Annotated in this window: 20 protein-coding genes; 5 read left to right on the forward strand and 15 right to left on the reverse strand. The window is 42.6% G+C overall.

Going from position 1 to position 22,020, the window contains the following annotated elements; all coding sequences use genetic code 11:
- Positions 1 to 19 precede the first annotated feature (19 nt).
- The 3 genes from nadA to WMO37_RS05450 all read right to left on the reverse strand — a co-directional run bounded on the left by nadA (position 20) and on the right by WMO37_RS05450 (position 4,395).
- Positions 20 to 928, reverse strand: coding sequence for a quinolinate synthase NadA (gene nadA / locus WMO37_RS05440; RefSeq protein WP_022432045.1), 909 nt, complete (start codon positions 926 to 928; stop codon positions 20 to 22).
- A 118-nt stretch (positions 929 to 1,046) separates the two neighbouring features.
- Positions 1,047 to 2,858, reverse strand: a complete 1,812-nt coding sequence (locus WMO37_RS05445; protein ID WP_022432046.1) for a sensor histidine kinase — start codon at positions 2,856 to 2,858, stop codon at positions 1,047 to 1,049.
- A 1-nt stretch (position 2,859) separates the two neighbouring features.
- Positions 2,860 to 4,395, reverse strand: a complete 1,536-nt coding sequence (locus WMO37_RS05450) for a response regulator transcription factor (protein ID WP_349154500.1) — start codon at positions 4,393 to 4,395, stop codon at positions 2,860 to 2,862.
- A 175-nt stretch (positions 4,396 to 4,570) separates the two neighbouring features.
- On the opposite strand from WMO37_RS05450, the gene WMO37_RS05455 reads away from it, so the two are divergent.
- From WMO37_RS05455 to WMO37_RS05465, 3 genes are read left to right on the forward strand one after another with little or no spacing between them, the layout of a single operon-like run.
- Positions 4,571 to 6,724, forward strand: a complete 2,154-nt coding sequence (locus tag WMO37_RS05455; RefSeq protein WP_349154501.1) for a YhgE/Pip family protein — start codon at positions 4,571 to 4,573, stop codon at positions 6,722 to 6,724.
- 30 nt (positions 6,725 to 6,754) lie between these two features.
- Positions 6,755 to 7,255 carry a hypothetical protein gene (locus WMO37_RS05460; RefSeq protein ID WP_022432049.1) on the forward strand — a complete coding sequence of 167 codons (501 nt, stop codon included), beginning with the start codon at positions 6,755 to 6,757 and terminating at the stop codon, positions 7,253 to 7,255.
- Positions 7,252 to 9,018, forward strand: a complete 1,767-nt coding sequence (locus WMO37_RS05465) for a YhgE/Pip family protein (protein WP_022432050.1) — start codon at positions 7,252 to 7,254, stop codon at positions 9,016 to 9,018. The genes WMO37_RS05460 and WMO37_RS05465 overlap by 4 nt, the downstream gene beginning before the upstream one ends.
- A 232-nt stretch (positions 9,019 to 9,250) precedes the next feature.
- On the opposite strand, the gene WMO37_RS05470 is transcribed toward WMO37_RS05465, so the two are convergent.
- Complete coding sequence (locus WMO37_RS05470; RefSeq protein ID WP_349154502.1) at positions 9,251 to 11,554, reverse strand: glycogen/starch/alpha-glucan phosphorylase; 2,304 nt, start codon at positions 11,552 to 11,554, stop codon at positions 9,251 to 9,253.
- Between the two features lie 323 nt (positions 11,555 to 11,877).
- Between WMO37_RS05470 and WMO37_RS05475 the strand changes: the two genes are divergently transcribed.
- Positions 11,878 to 12,825 (forward strand): helix-turn-helix domain-containing protein, encoded by a 948-nt coding sequence (locus tag WMO37_RS05475; RefSeq protein ID WP_227090450.1) that lies wholly within the window; start codon positions 11,878 to 11,880, stop codon positions 12,823 to 12,825.
- A gap of 8 nt (positions 12,826 to 12,833) precedes the next feature.
- On the opposite strand, the gene WMO37_RS05480 is transcribed toward WMO37_RS05475, so the two are convergent.
- From WMO37_RS05480 to WMO37_RS05530, 11 genes are all read right to left on the reverse strand, one after another.
- The gene (locus WMO37_RS05480) at positions 12,834 to 13,400 is read right to left on the reverse strand and encodes a low molecular weight protein-tyrosine-phosphatase (protein WP_227090449.1); all 567 of its coding nucleotides are present in this window, start codon (positions 13,398 to 13,400) and stop codon (positions 12,834 to 12,836) included.
- A 167-nt stretch (positions 13,401 to 13,567) separates the two neighbouring features.
- The gene (locus WMO37_RS05485) at positions 13,568 to 14,278 is read right to left on the reverse strand and encodes a hypothetical protein (RefSeq protein WP_349154503.1); all 711 of its coding nucleotides are present in this window, start codon (positions 14,276 to 14,278) and stop codon (positions 13,568 to 13,570) included.
- Positions 14,279 to 14,371: 93 nt separating this feature from the next.
- Positions 14,372 to 15,265, reverse strand: a complete 894-nt coding sequence (locus tag WMO37_RS05490; protein WP_349154504.1) for a DUF6414 family protein — start codon at positions 15,263 to 15,265, stop codon at positions 14,372 to 14,374.
- Positions 15,266 to 15,379: 114 nt separating this feature from the next.
- Positions 15,380 to 16,663: a site-specific integrase gene (locus WMO37_RS05495; protein WP_349154505.1), complete on the reverse strand. Its 1,284-nt coding sequence runs from the start codon at positions 16,661 to 16,663 to the stop codon at positions 15,380 to 15,382.
- Positions 16,663 to 16,872: a MerR family transcriptional regulator gene (locus WMO37_RS05500; protein WP_044941017.1), complete on the reverse strand. Its 210-nt coding sequence runs from the start codon at positions 16,870 to 16,872 to the stop codon at positions 16,663 to 16,665. Before WMO37_RS05500 ends, WMO37_RS05495 begins: the two co-directional genes overlap by 1 nt.
- Positions 16,873 to 16,982: 110 nt before the next feature.
- Positions 16,983 to 17,207, reverse strand: coding sequence for an excisionase (locus WMO37_RS05505; protein ID WP_015541248.1), 225 nt, complete (start codon positions 17,205 to 17,207; stop codon positions 16,983 to 16,985).
- 50 nt (positions 17,208 to 17,257) lie between these two features.
- Positions 17,258 to 18,178, reverse strand: a complete 921-nt coding sequence (locus WMO37_RS05510; protein WP_349154506.1) for a phage major capsid protein — start codon at positions 18,176 to 18,178, stop codon at positions 17,258 to 17,260.
- 18 nt (positions 18,179 to 18,196) lie between these two features.
- Positions 18,197 to 18,436 carry a hypothetical protein gene (locus tag WMO37_RS05515; protein WP_005612402.1) on the reverse strand — a complete coding sequence of 80 codons (240 nt, stop codon included), beginning with the start codon at positions 18,434 to 18,436 and terminating at the stop codon, positions 18,197 to 18,199.
- Positions 18,437 to 18,453: 17 nt separating this feature from the next.
- Positions 18,454 to 20,127 carry a phage/plasmid primase, P4 family gene (locus WMO37_RS05520; RefSeq protein WP_349154507.1) on the reverse strand — a complete coding sequence of 558 codons (1,674 nt, stop codon included), beginning with the start codon at positions 20,125 to 20,127 and terminating at the stop codon, positions 18,454 to 18,456.
- Between the two features lie 35 nt (positions 20,128 to 20,162).
- Complete coding sequence (locus tag WMO37_RS05525; RefSeq protein WP_349154508.1) at positions 20,163 to 20,762, reverse strand: hypothetical protein; 600 nt, start codon at positions 20,760 to 20,762, stop codon at positions 20,163 to 20,165.
- Between the two features lie 36 nt (positions 20,763 to 20,798).
- Positions 20,799 to 20,975: an excisionase family DNA-binding protein gene (locus WMO37_RS05530; RefSeq protein WP_015560864.1), complete on the reverse strand. Its 177-nt coding sequence runs from the start codon at positions 20,973 to 20,975 to the stop codon at positions 20,799 to 20,801.
- Positions 20,976 to 21,117: 142 nt separating this feature from the next.
- Between WMO37_RS05530 and WMO37_RS05535 the strand changes: the two genes are divergently transcribed.
- Positions 21,118 to 21,996, forward strand: coding sequence for a hypothetical protein (locus WMO37_RS05535; protein WP_349154509.1), 879 nt, complete (start codon positions 21,118 to 21,120; stop codon positions 21,994 to 21,996).
- Positions 21,997 to 22,020: the final 24 nt, after the last annotated feature.

A 22,020-nucleotide genomic window follows, 5' to 3' on the forward strand; every position in this document is an offset into this window, starting at 1 on the left:
CTTGACACATTCTTTCCGGCTATTTTGCAAGCTCTAACATTCTCTCAAGCGGACGGCCTGACTTTTCACTTAACTCTTTTTCCACCGTTACGGCATTGCTCTCATTTTTTAAGACATCCCGTACTTTCTCTAATGTAATCTTTTTCATATCCGGGCAGATCTGATGAGCCGATGCCGGATAAAACTTTTTCCCAGGATTTTTCTTTTTCAACTCGTAAAATACACCTGTTTCCGTACAAATCACAAATTCCTCTGCATCGCTTTTTGTTGCATAATCAATAATACCCGAGGTACTGCCTACATAATCTGCCAGTGCCGACACTTCCGGAAGACATTCCGGGTGTGCAAGCACAAGTGCCTGCGGATGCTCCTGTTTTGCCTTTTTGACAGCTTCCGGTGCAATTGCCTTATGAACCGGACAGTGTCCGTTCTGGTATAAAAATTCTTTCTCAGGCACCTGCTCTGCAATAAAATGTCCGAGATTGTCATCCGGAATAAATAAGATGTGTTTATTCGGGAGTGCCTTTACAATCTTTAACGCATTTGAGGAAGTCACACATACATCCGCGTGTGCTTTTAACTCTGCCGTGGAGTTGATATAACAGACAACCGCTAAATCTTCATACTCTGCACGAAGCTTTTCAATTCCTGCGATATCTGCCATATGTGCCATCGGACAGTCCGCACTCATATCCGGCATTAAAACCTTTTTCCCCGGATTTAATACCTTTGCGCTCTCACCCATAAATCCCACACCGCAGAAAACAACGACATCTGCTGTTGTTTCCGTTGCAAGACGGCTTAAGTAGTACGAGTCCCCGATGTAATCTGCAATTTCCTGCACGGCATCTTCCACATAGTAATGTGCAAGAATGACTGCATTTTTCTCTTTTTTCAGTTGCTTAATTTCCTCTGTTACCGCGTTCATCATTTACCTCATTTTCCTGTATAAGTGCTAAATTTTTTGTTGGTAATTATATCACGTTTCTTTACAGGTGACAAGACAGTTGTAAAATCATTTTACAAAACACCCGTCTACCGCCGTTTTAAGCCTGTTTCTGTGTGGTATAGACACGTGCCGGAAATGTAATTGTAATCGTTGTACCTTCGCCCTGTTTACTGTCCACCTTTAACGGATACTGATCCCCGTAATACAGCTTTAACCGCTCGTTGACATTTCTTGCACCATATCCGCCGGACTGCACCGTTAAAAAATCTGCCGCCGTCTGCTTATCCATGCCGACACCGTTATCCGATACCGTCAATACTACCAGATAATCTGTGCCGGATTCCACATCTGGTTCTCGGCGGGATTCTGTACCGGATTTCGTTTCGGATTGTGTGTCAGATTCCATATCTGTCCGGTGTGTGAGCGGATTTTGTGCAGGCTCCTGCCAGCCGCGGATTGTAATCCGCCCTCTGCCCTCTGTTTTTAAGTCAATTCCGTGATCAATCGCATTTTCAACCAGCGGCTGTAAAATCAGATTCAGGGATTCGTACTGTAAAATTTCCGCTGCCACATCTATTTCCACATCAAAATCCCCGTCATGCATAAGCTGCTGGATTTGCAGATAGGAGCGTACATTGCTTAATTCCTGCTCTAATGTCAATGTGTTTCTTCCTTTATTTAATGAGGTTCTGTAATAATTGGAAAGTTCAAGTGTAATCCGGCTGATGTCCTCCTGCCCGCTCTCAATAGCTTTCCAGTTAATCAGGGACAGCGAGTTGTATAAAAAATGCGGATTTATCTGCGCCCGGAGTGCCCGCATTTCATATTCCTTCTGGTGAATCCTGCCCTCATAAACCTCGGTAATTAAGGTGCTGATGCGGCTGACCATATGATCAAAGCCGTTAATTAATGCACCGATTTCATCGTTGCTGTCACTATGGACACGTACTGTGAAATCACCCTGCTCCACCTTCTGCATATTGTGCTGTAACAGCTCAATTCTCTCTATTAAAAAGCGCGAGGTCGATATCAGTGCAAGCACTGCACCGGCTATAATCACCGTCACTGCCACAAAAATCATGCGCATCATCGGCTTTGCCGACTGGATAATCAATTCTGTCGGTTCATACATATAAATCGTCCAGTCCGTTGTCGCAAGCGGTGTACTGATAACCGTGTAATCGCCGCTGCCGTCCCGTATTCCACAAAAGTCTGCAAAATTTAACGCCTTATCCACATTTTCACCGGTAAAGCTGTGGAATTCATACACCTCGCTGCCCGCAGAATCGACAATATAAATCCCGTAGTTTTTCTGCGTATTTTCTTCAAGTGCTTCAAACACCTTATCATAATCCACTGAAATGTATAAAATGCCGAGTTTATTCTTCTGATAAAGCAGTGACATTTTTCGTGCCGATGACAGCGTGTGCGCCGAGCTGTCCGCAAACCACTGAATCGTTGTATGTTCCTTTGACGTATCAAACCACGGTGCAGCTTCAATTTCTGACAGCGGTGCAAGCGTGGTATCGTGCTTTACCGTGCCTTCAGCGTAAATCGTCACCTGTTTCACGTCTTCGTGGAAATATTTAAGCGATGATAGCATCGGGTCAAACAACAGCACAAGCTGGTCGTACATTTCATAATCGCTTTTATAGTCGTAGCTGACAACCCGCGAAATCGTTTCATTAAAGGTGATGTAATTGGACAGGTTGTTATACACCTCTAACTGGGCATCAATACCCGCTCCCGCCTGATTGACAAAATTCTGGATACTTTTCGTATCGCGCTCAATTAAAATATGCTTCATCTGCCCGTAGGAAAATGTAAACAGCACAATAACCGGCAGTACTGCCGTGAGCAGATAAATCCCTGCCAGCCTGTATTTCAACTTCATATTTTTTATATTCATCTTAAATTCCATTTCTGAATTTCTGAGGACTCACCCCGTAGCACTCGCGGAAACTCTGGCAGAAGTACGAAACATTCTGATAACCGCACGCTTCGCTGATATTTACAATTTTCATATTTGTATTTTCAAGCATATCCTTTGCCTTTTCCATGCGGTACTGCTTGATAAATTTACTTAAATTCTGTCCGGTTTCTTTTTTAAAAACCGTACTTAAATAACTCGGTGCCAGATACACCATGTCTGCAAGCTGTTCTACACCCAGTTCATCCCCGAAATGCGTATAAATATACTTTTTGACTGTTTCAATTTCTTTATGCTGTGTCTGCGGATTTTTTGCAAATACCGCTTCCAGCTTATCAATATGGCTGTTGACAATCGACACAATACAGTTAAAATCCCCAGACTTATACAATGTATCAATTTCCTTATTAAATTCCTCTTCCCGCGTCTCCGGCAGATTCTGATAGAAATCTTTTAACAGATTAGAAAAAATAAATTTAATATAAATCTGTGAAAAATATGATTTTTTGCGGTACTTGGCACACATTCTGTCAAAATGCTCCCTAAGTGCCCGGATATCTTTCATCTTAATATCCTGTTTCATCTGCTTCATGAGCGTGTCGTCATCAATCTGCACCAGCACCGGCGTTTCCCCGCTGATGTCCTCGGAATATACATACACATCAGGACGGTAAAACTTATTTTCCATCAGGGCTTCAAGCATATCCATTGTCTGCGGTATTTTTTCATAATCGTCAATTTCGCCTGAAATTGCAAAATGACAGTGCTCGCCGTATTTTTTGAAAACGGCATCATGCAGCTTTTGTGCTGTCTGCTGCAGGGTCATGTAATGCGGACTGGCATTTAATAAAAGCACTGCCTGCTGCGGATTTAAGTTTAAATACTGATATTCTTCACTCATATTTTCTTCAAGTATCTCCGCCTGAAAATCAAGCGCTTTTTTCCCAAAAAATTCTCGGTCAAACTCAAGAAATACAATCCGGTGGAAGTGATTCCAGAAATTTTCTCCCGCAAGATTTCCTGCCAATGTATGCACCTGTTCTACACTGCCCCCATTAAATAAGGTATATAAAAGATATTCCCGCATATAGCTGCTCTGCTGCAGACGTTGTTCATTTTCAACATACTGCTTTTGCAGTTCCCCTGTAACCTTCTCTATGGTCTGTGCAAATTCCTGTGGATTGACCGGCTTTAAAATGTAGTCCGATACGCCAAGACGCACTGCCAGCTTGGCATACTCAAATTCATTATACCCGCTGAATATAATTGTTTTTAATGTAAACCCCTCTTCTTTGGCTGCTCCAATAAGTTCTATGCCGTCCATAAACGGCATTTTTACATCGGTCAGCAATATATCTATCTTTTTCCCCTGATTGCGCATTGAACATAGCTGCTCGAGTGCTGCTTTGCCGTTTGGTGCTTCATAGATTTCAAACGGCTCTGCCTGCTTCTTTAACAGAAATTTGATTCCGTTACGTTCAATCTTTTCATCATCCACTATTAAAATTGTATACATACCATTCCCCATTCTGTCCATTTACTATATAGCCAGTATACCACACCTTCCATTTAATGTAAAAAATAACTGGCTTTTGAACTGCCAATATACTATAATGTCGCTATGAAAGTGCCTTTGCTCGCTTTCTAATGATAACAGTGTGCTGTATATCAGGCACAGAAATGAGGTCTTTATGAAACATATCTTACATATATTCCGCAAAGACGTTACCGGTCTTAGCCGCAATTTATTCGCTTTGGTGATTGCGGGCGGATTGTGTATTATTCCGTCCCTGTATGCGTGGTTTAACATTTATTCCAACTGGGACCCGTATGCCAACACATCTTCCTTAAAGGTTGCTGTCGTATCTGAAGACAGTGGATTTTCTTCAAAAGGAAGCGACCCTGTCAATATGGGAAATCAGGTTGTGGAGCAGCTTCATGACAATACCGGTGTAGGCTGGGTTTTTCCACAGGATACAGATGCTGCTTTAAAAGGGGTATATGACGGCAGTTATTATGCTGCCATTATTATCGGTGATGATTTCAGCCGCAGTCTGTTTGATTTTCTGGATAACGGCATGAATCACCCAAGCGTGACATATTACGAAAATTCAAAGAAAAATGCCGTTGCCACAAAGATTACCGATACGGCAAGTTCTACACTGCAGCAGACGATTAACACAGAATTTATTAACGTTGCCGCACAGACGGCATTAAGCGGTCTTGAAAGTATTACCCAAAAGGATTCTTCCATTTCCGGCAAACTTATTGACGATATGAAGACCATTCAGGATAATCTGTCCGGTTATGCCGATACCATTGCCACCTTCCAGAACGGCAATGCTTCTTTATCGGAAAATCTGGAATCCATGAGTGCATTGATTCCGGAATTACAGGATATTTTAGAAAATTCAAAAGATACAACAAAGCTGACACAGTCTGCACTGTCCCGCTCTGTCGATAACATGACCGACCAGCTTGACACAACACTTGCCGCCATGGAAACCATTTCTGAGCAGGTGCAAAAGCAGTTAGACACGGCCCAGAATAAAATCACAAGCGATACACAAGGGGCATCCGATGCACTTTCTGCCGCATTAGACGGCTTAAACTCCCTGCTTGAGCAGAATCATAAACTGGATGACCTTTTAAACAAATTAGATGATCTGGAATATATTGACCATAACATTATTGCACAGATCCGCGGACAACTTGAAGCAATTTCTACTTTGCAGGACCTTGCAAAGAATCTGATTGACCAGACTTCTTCGATTGTAAAGGAAACACCTGAAATTGCCGCTGCAAAGGCAGAAGTGCTGCATACCCTGTTATCCTCCTGCCTTGATAAAATGACACAGACCCAGCAGAAGTATCACACCATTGCTTCATCCGGTTTAAGTTCATTAAAAATCACCGTGAACGCAGCTGCGGATTCTGCCTATAAATCACTTGAAAATTCAGGCAGCCAGCTAAACAGCTTAGAACAGATTTTACTCGGAACCAGCAAAATCGCCCTGACGGCAAACCAGACCCTTGGCGATACCGGAACGATTATTTCGGGCATGTCCGATAAAATCCAGCTGATTTTGACTTCCTTAAATAATATTACGGATTCTTCGGCTTATCAGACGCTTTCACAGTTATTACATGCCGATGCGGCCTCCTATGCCGAATTTATTGCAACACCTGTGGAAGTTGAACAGATTGATGTCTACCCGGCAGTCAACTACGGTACGGCAGTTACACCGTTTTACACAGCACTGGCGCTGTGGGTCGGCGGTATCGTACTCGTGGCACTGATGAAAGTACACGTTGACAATAATCCGAAGATGGAACTGATGGCAAAACCGCACGAACTGTATCTGGGCAGATTCCTTTTATTCTTTGTGATGGGACAGATTCAGAGCCTGATTATTGTACTCGGCGATTTATATTTATTAAAAGTTTCCTGTGAACATCCGGGACTGCTCATTTTGACGGCTTCTGTCGCAAGCTTTGTATTTGTCCTGCTGATTTACACGCTGACACTTTCCTTTGGCGATGTCGGAAAGACCATTGCCGTTGTTATGGTTGTTATCCAGATTGCCGGTTCGAGCGGTACATTCCCGATTGAACTGCTGCCGCAGTTTTTCCAGAACGTATACCTGTACTTCCCGTTCCCGTATGCGATTAACGCCATGCGCGAAGCCATCAGCGGCATGTATGAAATGAACTACTTTATTTATATGGGAAAACTGCTGATTTTTGCCGCAGCTTCCCTTTTACTCGGACTGGTAATCCGCAAACCTTTCATTCCGCTCAATCATTTCTTTGAGGAAAAGATGAAAGAAACCAAAATGATGTAACCAATACATATTTGTTAGTGAGGTAGAACTATGACTTTAAAAAACAGCCCTGTGGCAGATGACCTTCTGGCAACACCCATAGCACGGACTTCTGCCAGAAGCCTGTCCGATTCCGGTTCACCGGATACGGATTTTACGGACGTGTCTTCGTCTAAGAACGGACGTGATGAAGATTTTAACGCGACTTTAATGCAGATTCAAGAATTCAGCCATACACTGCATGAACGCAATCAGAAGCGTATTAAGGCGGGACTCTGGTGTATTGCCATTATCCCGATGATTTTCCTTATTTTGCTGCTGCATATGGAGAGTTCAAAGGTTGTGTATCTTTTATTATGGGTAATTTCACTCTTTTTAATTTCTGCATATCTGGTAACGGTCGCTTACATTGATGACCAGATGCAAAAAAAATTAAAACAGCTCGGACTGGATTTGAAAGAGGGACACGACTACCTTGTACAGGATTTACCATCCCGTCTCAATAACAACTTACAGTCTATTATCACTGCTGCAAAGGAGATTAAACTATGAAAAATATTTTTCTTGTTTTTATACAGGACCTCAAACGTATCAGTACCAATGTGGTCGCCATTGTTGTACTGATTGGTCTTACCGTCATTCCATCCCTGTATGCGTGGTTTAACACTCTGTCAAACTGGGACCCATACGGAACAGACTCCACTTCCCGCATCAAGGTTGCTGTGGCGTCTGATGATCCGGGTGTAACTATTGACGGTGTGACTGTAAATATCGGCGACCAGATTATTTCTAATTTAAAAGCCAATACAACCATCGGCTGGGTGTTTACGGATTCCACGCAGGAAGCCATTGACGGCGTGTACAGCGGCGACTACTATGCCGCACTGGTTCTACCGTCTGACTTTACAAGCGATATGGTAAGTTTTCTTTCGGATTCCCTAGAACATCCGCAGATTCAGTATTACTGTAATCAGAAGAAAAATGCCATTGCGCCGAAAATTACGGATAAGGCAAAAAAAGCAGTTCAGTCCCAGACTAATTCCACCTTTGTGAACACTTTAACAAAAAGTCTTGTAAGCGCCAGCTCCGCTGCTATCACCGTGGATTTTGACAGTCTGACACTGGATGATACCACAGGGAATTCACTCATTGATGTCATATCCGGTAAACTGACCGATGCCTACAATGAATTGCAGACATACAATGTGATGTTAGATTCCCTGATTTCCATTACACAGATTTCTTCCGATGTTTCCTCTCTTGCGCGCAGTTCTTCATCGGATTTACCGGAAACACTGGATACACAGGCAGGAGAACTTGCCGCCCTGCAAAAGCTTCTGGATGCCAATTCAGTTTCTTCCCTGTCAGAGGTTTCCGCTTCACTTTCGGAAAATGTATCCTCTATCCGCAGTGTAATGTCTTCCATTTCTTCTTTATATCAGGATATGGACGGCGACATGAACACCTTTACGGATGCGATTACACAGGGACAGGAAAATCTGACACGGACACAGCAGACTTTAAATGCGCTGATGACTAAGCTTTCCGATTCTATTGAATTACTCAATAAAATCGCTTCCGACCCGGAATATGATTTTGTGAATGAGATTTTAGGCAGTGACCCGCAGACACTGGCAGACTTTATTGCCTCACCGGTAGAAATTACGACCAAAAAGATTTATGAAATTTCAGCTTATGGTTCTGCCGTTTCACCGTTTTACACGGTCCTTTCCATCTGGGTCGGCGGTCTGATTATGGTGGCTATCATTCATACACAGGTAAAAAAATCCAAACATCTGCCGGCCGGTGTAAAGCCGTATCAGAAATTTTTCGGACGATACCTGACATTTTACTGTATCGGGCAGTTGCAGACACTTCTGATTGTACTTGGAAATCTGTTTTATATCCAGATTCAGTGTCCGCACCCGGTTTTATACTGGTTTGCATGTTCTGTCACCAGCCTGGTCTTTACGATTTTTATGTATGCACTGACGGTTGCCTTTGGCAATATCGGTGAAGCCCTTGCAATTATTTTCATGGTAGTCCAGGTTGCCGGAAGCGGCGGTACGTTCCCGATTGACGTCCTGCCAAAGGTTTACCGGATGATTTACCGCTACCTGCCGTTCCCATATGCCATGGATGCCCTGCGCGAAACGATTGGCGGCATGTACGGCAATTATTACTGGGAATGTATCGGCAGACTCTTTATCTATATTATCATTGCCATTCTCATCGGTCTTGTCCTTCGCAAGCCGTTTGAACAGCTCAATCACTATATGGAACGGAGTAAGGAAAATTCCGGAGTGATGCTGTAGGAGGCAAAAAAATACGTTCACTTTCCACACGCTGTGGGAGGCAAAAAAACAACCCGCATTTTCCACACGCTGTGGAGGCAAAAAAACACCCTCACTTTACACACGCTGTTTGACGTAAAGTGAGGGTGTTTTTTGCCTTGGCGGGGGCGGGCGAAAAGATTGTGGGTGATTTCGCCTTGGCGGGGACGGAAAGGGTTTGTGTTTTTTGCCGCCTGTTTACTTTTTGCCCGGCTTACAGTTTCCAGATATCGGTGTTGTACTGGCGGATGGTGCGGTCGGAGGAGAAGAAGCCTGCCATCGCGGTGTTTATCAGCATTTTTCTGCCCCATGCGGCTCTGTCTTTGTAGTCTGCAAGCGCCTGTTCTTTTACCTTTATATATTCCTTGAAATCCAACAGTGTCATGAACCAGTCTTTGCTAATAATTTCATGGTACAGACGGGATAAGTTTTCTTCATCACCATACTGCTTTAACTCATCTGAAACGATAAAATCAACACATTTTTTTATCATTTCATCCTTTTCATAAAGGTCCTTTGCACAGTAATCGGCATTTTTGTAATGCGCGATGACTTCGTCACTGGATGCACCAAAGGTATAGATATTGTCTTTGCCGACAAGCTGTGCAATCTCGACATTTGCACCGTCAAATGTTCCGAGTGTCAGTGCACCGTTTAACATAAATTTCATATTGCCCGTTCCGGAAGCTTCCTTGGAAGCCAGCGAAATCTGCTCTGAAATGTCGCACGCCGGAATCAGCTTTTCCGCCATCGTCACATTATAATTTTCCACCATGACAACCTTTAAATACGGACTGACATCCGGGTCATTTGCAATCAATTCACCCAGGCACAAAATTAAGTGAATAATATCTTTTGCAATCGTATATGCTTTTGCCGCCTTCGCACCGAAAATAACCGTAACCGGAGTATCCGGAATATTTCCGGCCTTAATCTCAAAATATTTGTAAATGACATACAGTGCGTTCATCTGCTGGCGCTTGTACTCATGCAGGCGCTTTACCTGAATGTCAAAGACCGACTGCGGATTGATTTTTACACCGCATTTTTCCTGCATATATGCAGCAAGACGTTTCTTATTTTCCGCCTTAATTTCAAGCATGCGCGCAATCACATTTTCATCATCTGCATATTTTATAAGCTGTGAAAGTTCCCCTGCTTCCTTTTTAAAATCTGCACCAATCAGTTCTTCAATATAGGCGGCCAGTGCCTGATTGCAGTGCAGTAACCACCTTCTGAACGTAATGCCGTTGGTTTTATTGTTAAATTTTTCAGGATAAATGCGGTAAAAAGATTTCAGTTCTTCCTGCATCAAAATCTCCGTATGCAGCTTTGCCACCCCATTTACACTGAAACCATAATGAATATCAATATGTGCCATATGCACACGGTCGTTTTCGTCAATAATGTAAACGGAAGAATCCGTATAACGGGCGCGTACATTTTCATCAAGATAACGGATAATCGGAACTAACTGCGGCACAACCTCCTCAAGATAGTCCAGCGGCCATGTTTCGAGTGCTTCTGCAAGAATCGTGTGATTTGTGTATGCACACGTCTTTGTCACCACCTCTGCCGCCTCCTGCATCGTCATCACACTGCCGTCAATGTCTTTCTGCGTTGTTAAAATGCGGATTAATTCAGGAATAACCATTGTCGGGTGCGTATCATTAATCTGAATCACCGCAAATTCATTCAGATTCTTTAACGTCTTTCCCGCTTTTTCACATTTCCTGCGGCATTCTGAAAGAATCAGCTGTGCGGCGTTGCTTACCATAAAATACTGCTGGTAAATGCGCAATAACTGTCCGGCTCTGTCGCTGTCGTCCGGGTACAAAAAGAGCGTGAGATTCTTCTCAATCGCATTTTTATCAAAATCAATGCCGTCGTGCATCGGTATTTTTTCATCAACCGTGTCGATATCAAATAAATGCAGTTTGTTGACCCTGCCCTCGTAACCTGTCACATCAATGTCATACATTCTCGACATGACGGACAATTTGCCAAACTGTACCGGGTACTGCACCTCCGTCTTTGTCAGCCAGCTTTCCTTTTGAATCCAGTAATCCGGCTGTTCTGTCTGCTTATTCTGTGCAAACACCTGACGGAACAGCCCCAGATGATAGTTGATGCCAATGCCGTCCCCGTTTAAGTTTAATGTGGCAATGGAATCCAAAAAGCACGCTGCCAGCCGTCCCAGTCCGCCATTTCCAAGTGACGGCTCCGGCTCGGCTTCTTCGATTTGTGCAATATTCTTTCCATTTTCCTCTAATTCCTGCGAAATCTGCTCATACAGCCCCAGATTAATCAGGTTGTTTGACAGCAGCTTTCCAATCAGAAATTCTGCGGAAATGTAATACACTTTCTTGCCGTTTTCTTTTTCCTGCCGCTCCTGCGCTTCTTTTCTTTCTTCCGTGACTTTCTTTACCAGTGCCAGCAGTGCCGTATAGACCTGTTCGTTACTGCACTCTCTGATGGTCTTTCCATACATTTTGTTACAAATTTCTGCTATGCTCATACTTCTCTCCACTCCTATTTTTATTTCTGATTATTTTTCGATAATTCTGATTATTATTATATATTTCTAAGTTTTTTTATCTTGCATAATTACCGCTTAAAATAATACAATACTATCATACTTTTATATCATGATACCAGGGTCAAAATATCTGAACCCACATGAGCTTGCTCATAGGCGGGTGCTATGTGCCAGTGGCACATGTTTAGCACGGAACAATCCATAGATATCATAGTTGAGGCTTTTGACCCCAACATCATATCATGATATACAAAATATATGAAATTGGCGTTTGTGCAGTAAATCTGCGGATTGGAGGGGCTATGCACATATTAGAATATGAAAATTACGAAGAAACGAAAAAACACTATGATACGGATTTTTCCTATAATACTTATCCTTGCTCGATTCCGCTGGATTTTCCGTGTGTGCCGATGCACTGGCACCGTGAAACGGAAATTATTTATGTAAAGAGCGGCAGGGGAATGGTCAATGTCGATGGTATTTCCTACCCGGTTGTCAAAGACAGCATTGTCTTTATTCTGCCGGGCAGACTTCATTCCATTGCGCAGTATGAATCGGAAGCATTTTCATACGAAAATATCATTTTTGATATGCAGATGTTAATCCCAAAAGAAGGGGATACGATGTCTTTTAACTTTTTTCACCGCCTGCAAAATTTCCCCGAAGATTTTCCGGTTTTAATAGACCGGGTTCCGAAAGCGCACCGCGCTGTTCAAATCTGCCTTGACCGGATTGACGATTTGCGCACCACCTATCCTGCCGGGTATTATCTCGGCATTAAAGGCTGGCTGTATCAGTTGTTTTTTATTCTGGAATCAGAGATTCTTGCACCGGATAAAATGCGTGAAATTACAACATGTGATTTACCGCAGCAAAAAAACAGTGCTGTTTCCTCCCGGAAAAACGGTTATTTTAAAGAAAATACGAAGGAAAAGCTGTGCCTGATTACCGATTATATTGCAAATTACTACCCACAAAAAATCAGTATTGAGCAGATTGCGGCAGTCTGCGGTTTCAGCAGCTCCCATTTCATGAAATTTTTCAAGCTGTATATGGGAAAGCCCTTTATTGCTTACTTAAATGAGTACCGCCTAATCCGTGCCGCGCACCTGCTGTGTGCATCAGATGATGACATTCTTGCGATTTCCCTGGAATGCGGTTTTGAAAATGTATCTTATTTTAACCGCTTATTCCTGCGCGAATATCATATGACACCGTCCAAATTCCGGCAGGCGCGCAGAAACTGATACGACATTTACAACTTATGCTCATTTTCAAGATAATTTAAAAAGCCTGAACAGCCTGCCACCACATCATTCCATGTCTGTGTAAAATCCCCGGAATACCACGGGTCTGCGATTGATTTGCCGCGGCGGCTGATTGTCTGGCTGATTGAATTGCTGCTTTTATTTTTAGTCTGAAGCTGACTACCCTCTTGAAGTTCGTCTGCATAATCTAATAACAGATGAATTTTTCCTTCGGTATCCGCGCCTGTGATACGCTCTGTGTTACGGATGTTGTTGGTATCCGCACAAAGCAGGTAGTCATAGTGATGATAATCTTCTTTTGTCACCTGTCTGGCGCGCTTGCCCGCAAAGTTGGTGTATGCGGTCTTTCCAATCCCATGCTTTTTTAGTTCTGCCTGCGCCGGCGGATAGATTGGATTTCCTTTGCCGTTCCAGATTTCCTCTGTGCTGGTCGCCGCCGAAGCGATTTCAAATTGTTCTGTCAAGCCACGCTGTTCCACCATGTCTTTTAATACGAATTCTGACATTGGGGAACGGCAGATGTTGCCGTGGCAGATGAAAAGTACTTTAATCATAGTTTTGTTTCTCCTTGATTTGCCCCGGAATGCCCTGTTTTGCGAGGAATTTCGGGGATTTTTTGTTATGCTCTGGAATTACAGATTGTGGCAAATCAGAGCAAGATTGAGCAAGTTGGTACTGCCTGTTAGTAGTAAAATTAGTAGTAAAACGAAAATTCCTACTACTAAGGATTTTTAATTTCAATTTGTGGCTTACGCTCTTTATCTTGAATTTTTTGATGTGTTCCATCAATTATAATCTCAAATTCTTCCGACTGATTATAATGTGCTCTTTTTTCAACATCCCAATAATCCAATAACACATTAAAAGGAACCGATTTTTCATTACCCAGACTAATGAGCATATAAAGGTTAACTGTTTCATCTTTTGCAATTGTGATTTTTTCAGAAAAACCATTTACATTAACCTGCATATTTACAGCACTACCAGCGCCAATATTTCTGATTATATATTTAAGATATACAAAACTAGGTACTGTTTGTCTCATTTTTATATACTTCTCATCCATTGATGTCAAACCATATCGAACCTTATCCACTATACCATCCTTAATATCAAACACCCTATCATTAAGTCCAAATTCTGCATCTTCATTAAAGAAAATATAACGAGTATCAAGATATGGTTTTACTGCAGCTTTCTTTTCCTCTGCTATGCGTTCTTGCTCATATAATTTTTGTTCTTCTATTTTCTTATTGTTATCTGAAATAGTAATAAAAACTGCTACTAATGTTGCTATTCCACCAAGATAACTTCCCAAAAATCCTGCCCATGCTTGATTATCAATATTACTAGGAAACGCATTGCCAAATATAAACAAATCAATTAGCAATGGTACAACTATTATCAACGCTATAAATCCAATTATTTTCAAAACTTTTCTCAATTTATATCATCCTTCCTAATCATTTTGAAATACGTGAAATATATGTTTTCATTATTATTTTGCTTATATTAAATGCAATAATTACTCTCCGTAATAAATTGCAATCGGATGAATTACACAGAGGTTCTTTTCTTTTGTAGGAAGCAATCCTCTTAATGCTTCGTGTGCTGAAAATTGAATTTTTTCAAAAACATTATCGTTATCTGTAGGGTTAAAATCTTCACCAATCAAATTAGTCACCATTCCAATGCATGTGATTGAACCTCCATACTTAAATCCCATACACTTTGAATCAATTCTAAAATATTTATCATCAACAGGTATAATATATCCATCTTTAGACAACAACAACCTTTTGTATGGAATCAGTCTCTTCAGCAAACGTATCATTGAATTGAGCATATCAATTTGCCCAGCACTCTTTTCAATTGTTTCATCCAACAATTGATTAAATTTATCTTTATTATTTCTTCGCTGTTTCCTGTTTGTTGATTCAGAAGCTTTCTTTTCTATTTGTTCTTTTGACAACTCCTTCATTAGTGTAGAATCTTCTCCAATCTGAAAAATATTCTCTAAGTAATCTAAGTCAACAAATGTAAACTCCCTCCATAATTTCAGATAATTGCCTTCTTCATCAAAATCCTGTATTCCTTCTTTAACATCATGAATTTTTATGTATTTGCATGCCTCATCAAATGCTGCGTCATGCAAAACTTTTTCTATTACATCTTTAGATGCATGTCCATTTGAAATAACACCTTCAAATTCTCCCGACATTTCTAATTGAGCTTTTGCTTCTACAAATTTCCAGAAACCTCCAGAAGAAGATGCATTTACTTTAGGAGAAAACAATTTTCTTCGATTCTTATTTTTGGTTTCAGACGCCTCAATAGTTCTTTGAGTTATTATCCCCTTTTCCGCTTGAGCAATAATAGAATTTACTATATCTGTGTCTAAATACAAAAACTGTTTCATTTGGTTTACCTCCAATACAACATTTCTCCAAAATATATTATATCAGTGGCTTAGTGTTTTTTCCACAAAAATAACGCCCCAGACATAAAGCCAGAGCGTCACAAATCTTCTATATTATATTGCCTTAAACATTTTCTGCGATACCGCTTTGGCATCGTTTTTCTTTTCAATCTCAGCCTGTTCTTTTCTAAACTCTTCCATCCGCTTCAATTCTTCCTCAGCATCATCGAATCCGATATGCGTGTACACATTCATTGTGACCGATATATCTGAATGCCCCATAAGGTACTGCAATGTCTTTGGATTCATTCCCGATTTTGCCATATTCGAGCAATAGGTGTGTCTGCATACATGAGGCGTAATGTTTCGCATCTGCACCCGGTAGATGTCATTGTATCTGCCGACCATATGATTGAATCGGTGCTGCCAGTGCATTGCAACAAGTGGCATTCCATTATCATCGTAAAATAAAAATCCATTATATCCGTCTATGGATTTCTCTACTTTCGGTGCATTTCTGTCCTCGATGATTGCCTGAAACATCTGTGCCACATCCTCTGTAATCGGCAATACTCTTGTTCCGGCATCCGTCTTTGTGGTTTCTATGATGTATCGCATATCCGATGTTCTCTGCAACTGGTGGTCAATATTTACAGTTCTGTTCTCAAGATCAATGTCCTTCAGCGTCAAGCCACAAAATTCTGATATTCTCATTCCCGTATGAAAGAGTATGTACACCACTTCATAGTATTTGCAGTACACCACATCGTCATGCACAAACTTCAGGAACTTTCTCATCTGGTCTTTTGTGATTGCCTCTCTTGTGACTGCATCATTTACCAATACTCCAGCAAGCTGAAATCCGAATGGATTCTTTACCAGAATGTCATCATCCACCGTCATCTGAAAGGCTGGTCGCAGCACTCCCCGGATGGTATGAATGGAACTGTAGCTTTTCCCATCTTCCTGTTGCAATTTTATAAGGAACAGCTTTGCATCGGAAGTTTTCACACTTCGTATTGTCTTTTTGCCAAATGTTTCCTTCACAAGCAATCTCTGTACTGTAACATATCCCTGTTTCGTACTTTGCCTTACTCCGGTCTTTGTTTTCAAATATCGGTCTACCAGTTCACAGACAGTCATCTGTCCGTCCACGATATTTACAAGTAAATCTAAATCTGTGTTTACCTGTTTTTCCAGTTCCCTAAGCGATAGACATGGCTTTTTGCCCTTTGGAAGTTTGTCCGTAGGTTCCAGTTTCCAACTGTATACAAAGTGTGGTTTCCCATCAATATGATATTTATATTGATATTTTCCATCTGCTCTTACACTCTCTCCCGGTCTTAATACTCTGCGTTTGGAGTCCCGCCTTGTCTGTCCTCTTCCTGCCTTTGCCATTATACCCGCCTCCTTAGTTCCGGATGGTTACGCAGATACCTTTCAAAGGCTACACGAAGAATCAGCTTGCGTTCTCCGTAGTATGCCAGAAAATCTTCTCCATCCGTATTATTCAATAAATCGTAAAATTTTCTCCGGCTCAAAACAAAATATTCAATTGCCTCAGAAGGATTTAAAATATCTTTTTCTGCTAAACTTGGTCTTGCCATAAAAGTACTTCCTTTCTGCCAAAAGTGGCTGTTTTCACAGGTTTTCGAGGTCATACTATATATCACTCTGAACGCTGATAATATCAACTACTTTCGGCAGACAAACGGAATTATATCTCCGAAGAAGCACTGATAAATTTTTCAAACTGCGGGCGGATAATCAGATACCTGTTTCCGCTGAATACCGCAAATCTTCCTCTGTTATCTTCTGCCAGTCTACGCATTTTCTTTGTCCCGATATTAAAATACGATGCTGCTTCTTTGATTGTCAGTGTGTACTTTTCACTCACAGGGACAAGTGTATTTTCCGTAGTATCATGTTTTTCTATTGCCATGTGCAATCCTCCTTCCATACGGGCTGCAGTATTTCCACAGCCCTAACTGCTTAGTCTGTTGCCATCTGAAGTACCTTGACTGCATCCTTACGGATCAGTTTTCCGTCCAGATACTCACATCCCAGATACCCTACCTGTCCACGCATGGCAAACTTTTCTTTCAGTGTGCGGATAGTCAGTGGGAAACGCTGAACGAGCCAGTAATTGCTGAAATCTCCAAATGCGATTACTTTCTGCCCCTTTCCGATAGACGGCATGGAATCAACAATCTGCACAGGTCTTGAGAAAATCGTTTCATCACTTTCCTTCCACAGATAGTTTCCGGCTGAATCTTTGAGGGTACGGAGTGCCAGAGCCGTTTCGTCATTCATAAGCCATGTACCATGTTTACGGTATTTCTTATCCACGGACAAATACAGTTTGATGATTTCATCATAGCTGATAGCAGAATCACTCTCTGCCGTCACGCCCGTTTCTGCTCCGTCAGTGGCGTGCAGAATACCTGTCGGCTGATTTTCCCCTGTTCCGTTGATAAACGCCTGTTCCTCGCTTGTGCCAAAACAACGTGCCATTTTCCCGATTACATAATCCTCTATGGCAAAGGACTGGTCAGAAGCGAACTCCAATCCAAGTCTGACAAGCTCGGACAATCGGTATGCCTGTACTTCAAATCTCTGAAAATCGTCCTCGTTATCCATGCCCTCCAGATTGACCATATCGCCCCATTCAGCCTGACCTTCACAGTCAAATGTCCAAAGACGGCTGTCACTTCTGGTCGCATTCACAATGGTTGCCAGCTGACGGACTGCACTTTCTTTCCGTAGTACTGCCGTATATTTTTTATTTGATTCTCCGGGCAGATGGTACGCATTTGTCTTGCTTTCACGGTTGTTATAAAGGCTGTCCGTAACTGCCTGTTTTCCTCTCATTTCGTTCCAAAAATCGTTATAATAAGCTGTACTGTTAATCATAATAAACCTCCTGAAAAATTATTTTTGTGTCATATAACCACTCTGTCTGCAATAATCCACTGCTTCAGAATAGGACAGATAAAACATCTCCAATGACCCATCAACCACACGGTAATAAGGCGGGTCACAGGATTCGCTTGCCATAATAATGACCGGGCATCTGTCCCTTAAATTGATGACATTCACACATCTGTACTTGTCTGTTGAAAAATCCGATGGCTCAAACCGCATCGGTGGTGCTGCTTTCTGTTTTCCCATGTGTACCTCCTTTTTTCTCAACAGAAGAAATCTCTGCACAAGAGCCGATATCCAGTTAAAAGTGTAGTCTTTTCTCCACCATCCCTTGGGCGCCTGCGGACTATCGTACCGATTGTGCGGAGTGCCTGATTGAAGTTCCGGCTGTTCTCCACAAAATATCCATTGTCATTGCACCAGTTTCGGTATGCCTGATACACTGCCGATGTCCGGCATTCCGCATCCTTCTCCTGTTCCAGAAATTCCTCCACAAAAAGTTCCATCTTATCGCTGTCATGCTGATAGGACATGGTGGCATCTTTTACTGCTTTTGGCTGAGCGAAACCTTCTTCTTTCAAGATGGTGTAGCCTTCAATCAGCCAGTTTAAGATGGCACTTGCTGCCTCCGGCTTGGAAAATTCTGCTTTCAGATTCTGTTCCTGCTCCCATTCCTCAAAATGTCTGTCAAATGGAATGATTATGATACGTCCGCTCGAAAACAGTGTCATATCCGTAATAGCCGGAAGATAATTTGTATTTACATACAACTTGAACTGTGGTTTAAAATCAAAACTGTTTTCATGCAGGAATCTGGCATTCAATGTATCATTTCCCGTCATGCTTTTGATCTGTGCTTCATTCAGCACCAATCCCCGCCTTGGCTCTGAGATATTGGCGAACCGCACTCCGGCAAGACGTGCAATATCCTCTGTCGGGTTCTGGCTGTTGGCAGACGGCTTTGCAGCAATCGTTTCCGGTCGGACAGTCAAACCGTAATCTCCCATCACATGAAGTGTGCTTTCCATCAGAGTCCCTTTCCCATTTCTGGTGGTTGCACCGTAGTAGAAAAACATACATTCATAACGGGTATCCCCTGTCAGACCATAACCAAGGCTTTTCTGCATGAACCTTGCTTTCTCTGTATCCCCACTCATCACCTCTGAAACAAATCTGGTAAAACGTGGATTCTTTGCATTCGGATCATAGGCCGCCCCTGCAATCTTGGTCAGCTTGTCCTGTGGTGTATGCGGATGGAACTCTCCCGTCTGCAGATCCAGTGTTCCGTTCTGACAGTTCAGGTAATAAACATTGCGGTCAAACTCAGACATTGCAATCGGATACACGCTCTGGGCATCACTGATATACGTGTTACGGTAATTCCGGCTCTGCCATTTCGCAGAATATTCCAGATAGTCCTTTCTTATACGTTCATCAGTAATTGTCAGGGCATATCTGACCAGACTGTCCGCAAGGGATTTTGCAAGCTCCATTGTTTTCAATCCGCCAATGTCCGGAATCCACCGGGTTCCGTCATACACATACCACTTTTTCCTTTCCGGCACATACCTTGCGATATCTTTATACACATCCGCAAACAATCTGCCTGAGCCGTTGTCATTCCACGGGTATCTGCTGTTATCCGACACGTTCAGTTCTATCAGCTTCTGCAGCATATCATCGAAATCGCTCTCCGCTGATGTCCTTGCATAAGGCCTGTAGAAATCCAGTGCCTGTGCCACTGCCTTTTCCAGCGTCAATGCACCGTAGGTTGATCCACTCTGCACACGGTCCCACTTGCTCCGCATCAATCCCGATCTTCGGAACAGCCTGTCCATCTGCTCTGTGTCACCGCCACACCAGAATGCAAGGATACTTGCAAGCGACATATCCGCATCGCTGTGGGATTTTCCTTCCGGAATTTCTCCATTCCACAAGGCTTTGAACTTTTCGCCCTGTCTGGAATCCGATGCTAGGCGGACCACGGAATCATCGGACAGATAACTGCCGGGAATATCCTGTACATCGTTTTTTTCTTAGAAATCGGACGGAGCATATAAGTTTCCAGTATTTCCCCAATTTCAGTGTTTCGCTCCTCAACACCACGGTTGCGGATCACATTTCCTGTCAGAGTACAGAATTTCTTTGTCACACCCGCTGCATAGATTTCCAGACCAAGTTTCTGATTATTGATGTAATATCTGCCCGTATCATAAGACAGGGAAGATGCCTTACATACTATGCGGACTCCCGTGCCGGAGGGGCTGAATTCTGTATAGGAGTCCATTCTCTCCACGATGTCTTCTGCCATCTGCGTCAGCTTTCCACCAAACACGCAATGGTCGATATCTACCATGCAGAAATCATCAAATGCACCCATACCGATTCCGTCATAACCATCCATTGCATTGACTGCCAATCGAAAATCCGAAAAGGTATTTTTATCGGCACTGCTCGCTTTTCTGCCATTTGTCTGATACGGCACTTTTGTCATGCGTCCGTTTCTTTCTTCATATTTCCACAGACAGAACCGTCCGTCTTTTTTCAACTGTTCCGGGAGTTTCTCATACATTCTATGCTTCTCCTTCCCCGCTTATTTTCTGACGTATCATTTCTCCGTGGCTCTTGCCGATAACCACACCTTAAATTCGGAAACAGGAACCAATACCCGCTTGCCTACACGGACGATTGGAAAATCCGCTTCTCTGGTCAGTGCATACGCTTTGCTCAGGCTGATTCCCATCTGCATTGCCATTTCCTGTACGCTCATCGTGACTTTATCCATAGCCATCCTCCTCTCTGCATTCCAAACATGAATTGCTCTTGTTTTCTATCACAGTATACTTTATAATGTTACCAAAGGCTATTTTCTATTGGTAAGAACTCGTACCGAAAGCAAGTTTTATCGGTAAGAATGGAGGTAGAATATGAACGAAGATTTCAGTTTGGGGAAAATGAGTGCGGATGCACGGCTGACCGCAACTTTCAAATACTATGAAAAAACAGAACAGAATGGAGAAATCATAATCACTGCCTGTCTGGGCGAGGGCGATGTCCCAAGACTCAACCGTGGATACGGCTTGGACGGAAATGAGCTCTGGCTTTCTCTGAATAACCTGTACCAGAGTATCCGTGAAAAAAATGACACCACTGCTGCCGATGATATCATTTCTTGGTGTCAGCAGTACGCACACCCCTACTATGCCTCTGAGGACATCGAAGAATATCGTTGGGATATTGAAAAGGATACGGAATACTGGGATTTTTCCACTAACATTCTTGGTAATTTCACTTTTGATGTTCACACCATGCGGAAAGATCTCGAAAGCCTGTACCGGGATACCCTTGTCATCCTGATGTTCAAAAAATGTCTGGAACGGCTTGACGTTTCCACAGATCTTGCGCAGATCACATGGACGAATGAATTTGCAGATTTTAATTCGTTTCCTATGCAGAAACATCTCGGTAAAATATCAGCTTACCTAAATAAAATGAGTGGCGTAACCATGAAGTTGGGACTGGATGAAAATGGAGAATTGAAGGTCATGCCGGATTTCCATTCTGTTTTTGATGCTGCCCGATTCGCTCTGTCGCAATATGTATCTATCCCTACGGATTACCCCATTGCTTATGCCGACCGTGTGGGCGTTGCCACCTGTGAGTGTTGCGGCCGTCTGTTCATCAAAAACGGGAACCGCCAGAAATACTGTGACAATCCAGAATGTAAAAAAGAACGAAACCGTAGAAAATCCCGCACTGCTTATCGCAGAAAGATACAGGAAGAAAATGATAACCGCTGGGCGTGACCACGGCTGTTTTCACATTGGGGC

The sequence above is a fragment of the Lachnospira intestinalis genome, from assembly GCF_040095895.1.
Lineage (GTDB): Bacteria > Bacillota > Clostridia > Lachnospirales > Lachnospiraceae > Lachnospira > Lachnospira intestinalis.